Genomic DNA, 5,764 nt, shown 5'->3' with positions numbered 1-5,764 from the left:
TTCATACTGCAATGATAGTTCATTGATATCAACATCTTGTTCAATTAAATAAATATCGTCAAATCCATTGTTAAAGTTCATGGTAATATGAGGTCTAATATTTTCAAAATCTACTCTTAACCCAATTTCCTCTGTCTTAAGCTATACGCTTACCACTACTAGGTCGCATTAAGGACTTTCACCCTTAAGAATACGCCCATGCTGGCACACACATAAAAACTAATATCTCTATATCAATTAATAGGCAATTTCACTTCGAAGATGGTTCTCACCTCATCACTATAAGCAGATATATTTCCTCCATGTAACTCTATAATATTTTTTGTTATAGCCAATCCTAATCCAGATCCACCTATATTACTGTTTCTTGATTTTTCTATCCTATAGAATCTATCAAATATATATGGTAAGTCTATTGGTGATATGGATTGCCCATAATTTATAACCTGAACCACTGACATATCCCCTTCTTTTTTTGTCACCACATCAACATAATATCCCTCTTCTCCATACTTAATGGCATTAGATAATAAATTTTCAATAGCCCTAACCAATTTCCCTGCATCCGCATTTACTATTAATTTATCATCTGAAAAATTAGTTCTTGATTTCATATTTGCACTCTTAAATTGATATTCAAAATAAGCAACAACCTGCCCTAATAAATCCACTAAATTAATGTTAACCTTATGTAGATTAATAGTATTGTTTTGCATTTTAGTAAGTTCAAACAAATCATTTATAAGTAGATTTAAAGATTTAGATTTTTCATATGCTATATTAACATAATATCTAAGAACCACCTCATCCTTATATTGATCAGTATCAATAAGTTCTAAATATCCCATGATTGAAGTTAATGGAGTTCTTAAGTCATGGGAAACATTAGTTATTAAATCACTCTTAGTTTGTTGTGATTTTCGTTCTTCTAAAGTTATTTCTTTAAGTTGCTTTGATATATTATTTATATTTTTAGCTAGATTTTTGATATCACCATTAGATTCAACCTGTATTACTCTATCTAAATTGCCATTAGCCATTATTTCTGTTTCATTAATTATAGCCACTAAACTCTTGCTTTTTTTATAAGTTTTAAGTAAATAAAAAGTACAAAATAAAAATAAACCTACTAATGTGTTTGTATATCCTCCAAAGCTAAGATATCGAATATTAAAGATAGCCTCATAAGCAATGCCAGAAATACCTTTTAAAATATAATTTAATATTAACTTACCTATTTCTACTGTAATATAGGTTAATATCATTGCACTTAGGACATCAACTAATTGTCCTAACAAATATTCGTATAACCTCTTATTTTTCAATTTTGTATCCAACTCCCCACACAGTATGTATTATCTTATTACCTTTCATATATTCCTCAATCTTATCTCTTAGTCTACTCATATGTACCATCACAGTATTATTTGATTGAAAATACTTTTCCTTCCATACCCTTTGGAAAATTTCCTCAGCACTAAAAACTCTACCTCTATTAGTAGCTAATAGATACAAAATTTCAAATTCTGTTGCTGTTAAATCTAATTCATTATTATCTATAGTTACGTTGTGTTTCTTCTTATCTATACTCATTGACTCAATTCTTATTATGTCATCGGAAATATCCATTTTAGTATTTAGAAAATATGCTCTTCTAAGTAGCGCTCTTATTCTAACTGTAAGTTCTAAATTATTAAAAGGCTTACATACATAATCATCTGCACCTGTCATAATCCCCTGTATCTTATCCATATCCTCAACCTTTGCACTAAGCATAAGAATTGGAATGTTGTGTTTTTCTCTTACTAATCTACAAGCTTGTAACCCATCCATTCCTGGCATCATTATATCTAAAACAATTAAGTGGATTTCTTCTTTATCTAGTATATCTAAAGCATCTTCTCCACAGATTGCTTTAAAGACAGTATATCCTTCATTTTTTAATGTTATCTCTAACAAATCTCTTATATCTTTTTCATCATCTACTACAAGAATGTTTTTGCTCATGGTATAGTCCTCCTATTATCTATTGTTCCTCTAAATATTCTTCTAATGTAATACCTTTATTATGAATATATGTAGCTACTTGTTCACCAACATACCTAATATGCCAAGGTTCATAAGCTATCCCTGTTATATCATTTTTACCTTCAGGATATCTGATAATAAACCCAAATTTATAGCAGTTTTTTTCAAGCCAATCCGCTTCATTTGTTCCTTTTACAAAATATCTATGTTCATTTGTAATATCAATAGCTAGCCCTGTTTGATGTTCACTAAAGCCAGCTTTTGCTACATAATCCTCCGTATACTTTTTTCCATAAGCTTTAATACTGTCTTTATAAATACATTTTTGCAAATCATAGGATCTATATGCTGAGTTTCCAAGTAAGATTATTTCCTCAGCTTTTGCGCTATTTATCAAATCCTCTAGGGGTTTTACAACAATTTTAGTTACCTGTCTTTCTTCAGTTTGTGATTCATTAGCAAATGGTATATTAGGTATCTCTAAATCTTTAGGTTTATACTTTGCATCTAAACCTAACTTACTATTTACTAGTAAAAGCCCATTACCTTCTTCCACTACATTAGTTTTATCATTTAAACTAATCTCCATTCCTTTATATCTTGTATTATTTATAGCTATCTCATTATTTCCTAAAATGTATAGAGATCCACAAATTATTATTGTACTTACAGCTAATATATTTTTAAATCCTTTATTCATATTCTACACTTCCTTTTCAAAATCTTAAATTCAGTATAGAATATAGAGTTTACAAGAATTATAAAAATTTCTTAAGAAACCTTAACTTTATAAATATAATACTATACTTATATATACAAAAATAGCCTTAACCAAGTAATTTTAATAGTTAAGACTAAAAACCTCATTTATTTATTATATAGTTCAATATTTGAAATTCTTATTAATACATGTAAATATTTTTATGAATGACTTCTTATTATTACTTATACAAAAGGGATAGCTTAACAATCAAGGGTTATTAAATGTAAATATTAGTTTATATCCATCAAAAGTTGATCCATGCTTTTCTTCAAAGTTACCTTTTGTATAATCAATAATAGTTTTTCTCCAAAATTTTTCTGCTCTTAGATTTGCCCCTGATGGTGCCACATATAATCCCCATTTACCTTTAAATTTATCGAATACCTGCTTTGCTGCAATAGATGCAATATCTTTTCCCCTATATGGTCTTAATAAGAAGAACTCATAAACATAATAATCCATTCCTTTAGGTGCATATTTACCAGTTGACACTAAATCAAACCCTGCCGGCTTTCCATCCACCATTATAATAAATGGGAAAAGCTCATTGGGATTCTGAAACCAATCATTTTGAACATCATATTGTTCAGCCAATGTTTTTATAGGCTCATCTTCATAAATTCCATATTCATTTGGTACATTTCCATAAACCTCTGATAAATCATGCAAATATAATGGGTAAATATTTTTTATGATATTTGCATTTTCTTTACTTGCTAAAACTACCTTTACTTCCATACCCCTCATCCCCTATCTTATAATATAATCGTAAAATAAATAGCATGCTAATTATCACTTTAACTAGCATGCTGATTTAAAATAGGACATTATATATAATTTAAAAANNTTCAATTTATAATGTCTATTTAAAATCAGATAAAGTTTACTTATAAAACTCTCTAAATAAATCATATCATGACTTTAAATAAACCTTCAATTTCATAAACAGTTATGTATTAATTATAAACATAATCTGTTCTGTTCACTTATTATGCGTCTTATACTCTGCTCTGATAAGTAATACATTAATGATAACTTTCTGACAGTCATACCCTCATTATACTTTTGAAAAATTTCATTATTTCTATCCTTTAACATATCTTTTATACCACTTTTTTCTCCCCAAGTTTTCTGCTTACCATCTTTTCTTGGTATATAAAGAAATTCTCCATCAACATATTCTTGTATGGCTTTTATTATATCCTCTGGTAACACATTATTTGCATTAATATATTTCAAATTCTTGCCCTCCTCTATTTCAATAGATTTGATGCAAAAACTACCCTAAAACTCAGTTAATGTGTTACAAGAACCTAAGTTGTTTAACATTTATTTATATGCAATTCATTAAATTAGGCTCCAGAGTTTTTTCTAATTTGAATAAAATGGCTGCACATAATGACAACTAAGTCATCATGTACAACCATTTTTATAAGCTTCTTTATTTTTTTACTGGTATCTGTATTTCACTCAAATAATCCTCTGTATTCCTTTCATTCCAAGGTCCTTTTATAGCAACTTGACGTGGATTTCCAGCTATACTATATCCATTTTCTTCAATCCAATTTCCTAAAAAATTGTATGCTGGTGCTAAATTAGAATAATCTCCTGGAACTAATATACTAACAGCTTGCTCCACTGCTTCAGTTTCCTTGAATATAAACTCATTTTCATTCTCCATAAGTTTGTCAACGCCCATTACTACCTCTACATCAACTTCACCTTCTTTATAGTCCTCATCATGATAAGTAGCATAAGCAGTGTCGTTGCAATGAATGTTTTTTGATGTAATGTATTTATCCAACCTTTCCCAAAGTATGCCTTCTGCATTATAAGCTGGTATACCATCTCTCAAAGAAATAACCTTGTAACTAGGTATTGATTTTAATGTAACATTGTAACTCATATTAACCCTCTCCTTTTTCATATCCTTAATGGCGGAGTTGATTTTTTCAAGTCTTATTTCCTCAGTTCTTATATTTTTCTTAATTTCTTCACCTTTGACTTTTAAAATATCTTCTAGCTTTTCCTCAGACTTTTCCTTCATACATACTGATATATCAGCTACGTTAAAACCCATATCTCTCAATGATACTATTAGGTTAATATCTGAAATCTGTTTTGCCGAATAATATCTATATCCTGTGAAGTCATCAATTTTATCAGGCTTAAAAAGTCCCACTTCATCATAATATCTTAGCATACGGACGGATACTCTGGTCAACTTAGAAAAATCTCCAATCTTGAACATAAAATCAACTCCTATAAATTACTGCCATTCGAATGACATCTTTAGAATAATGCCTAACACCATGTGAGAGTCAATATTATATCCCTATATCTTTCCAACTTATTTTGAAGCTTCTTTTCCAGATAATTATATTAATTACAAAAAGAATTGCTATAAATGCTCCTACATAGGTAATATTATTTCTAATTATTATGTGTATTGCAGCAAATATCCCAATAAGCACAAATGTAATCGCCCCTGGTCCTATAAGCTTACCACTATCAGTTGTAGCAAATTTCACACTAAAAGGCATCATCTTATTTGACAGTTTAAAATAAACTAATGATGATATTAAAAGGACTAAAAACATTACAATTAAGTCTAAGATTATTGATGGTCCCTTTAATATTAAAAACACTATAGCCGTAAATAAATAAACTGGTATAACTAATTTAAATAAGGTTCCTTTTATTGCTCCTTTTAATATTACTCCTGGATCTTTTATTGGTAATACCTTATATATAAATGCACCTTTATAATTATCACTATTATTTATATAAGCAGTGCAGAAGCATAGCATTAACACAGTTAAATACATTAATAAATGTACTTTTCCACCATAGCTTGTTTGAACAGTTTCAATAAAGGATTTATCTCTATCTGTAAAAATAAATAAAACTGGCATAAATACAGCCATTGAAAGAGAAGGATATACCTTAAGCTTAAAGTTTCTTTCTGTAGAG

General features: G+C 28.9%; 6 protein-coding genes and 1 pseudogene. All 7 read right to left on the bottom strand.

The genetic code is table 11. The features are described from left to right. Positions 1 to 233: 233 nt before the first annotated feature. Positions 234 to 1,325, bottom strand: coding sequence for a HAMP domain-containing sensor histidine kinase (locus B2671_RS06575; RefSeq protein WP_346869689.1), 1,092 nt, complete (start codon positions 1,323 to 1,325; stop codon positions 234 to 236). Beyond that, positions 1,315 to 2,007: a response regulator transcription factor gene (locus B2671_RS06570; RefSeq protein WP_346869688.1), complete on the bottom strand. Its 693-nt coding sequence runs from the start codon at positions 2,005 to 2,007 to the stop codon at positions 1,315 to 1,317. The genes B2671_RS06575 and B2671_RS06570 overlap by 11 nt, the downstream gene beginning before the upstream one ends. A 19-nt stretch (positions 2,008 to 2,026) precedes the next feature. Further along, complete coding sequence (locus tag B2671_RS06565; protein ID WP_346869687.1) at positions 2,027 to 2,728, bottom strand: M15 family metallopeptidase; 702 nt, start codon at positions 2,726 to 2,728, stop codon at positions 2,027 to 2,029. Positions 2,729 to 2,998: 270 nt separating this feature from the next. After that, entirely contained in the window at positions 2,999 to 3,529 is a 531-nt protein-coding gene (locus tag B2671_RS06560) for a GNAT family N-acetyltransferase (protein ID WP_346869686.1), read from the bottom strand. Between the two features lie 222 nt (positions 3,530 to 3,751). After that, a complete protein-coding gene (locus B2671_RS06555; RefSeq protein ID WP_346869685.1) occupies positions 3,752 to 4,030 on the bottom strand; it encodes a CD3324 family protein in 279 nt (92 codons plus the stop codon). 202 nt (positions 4,031 to 4,232) lie between these two features. Beyond that, positions 4,233 to 5,042: a MerR family transcriptional regulator gene (locus B2671_RS06550; protein ID WP_346869684.1), complete on the bottom strand. Its 810-nt coding sequence runs from the start codon at positions 5,040 to 5,042 to the stop codon at positions 4,233 to 4,235. A gap of 76 nt (positions 5,043 to 5,118) precedes the next feature. Then, positions 5,119 to 5,764: pseudogene (locus tag B2671_RS06545) on the bottom strand (ABC transporter permease); the annotation flags it as partial.

The sequence above is a fragment of the Clostridium sp. UBA5119 genome (assembly GCF_002414285.1).
Classification (GTDB): domain Bacteria; phylum Bacillota; class Clostridia; order Clostridiales; family Clostridiaceae; genus Clostridium_J; species Clostridium_J sulfidigenes.
The sequence above is the reverse complement of the archived record's forward strand: the minus strand, read 5'-3'. Positions and strand labels throughout refer to the sequence as shown.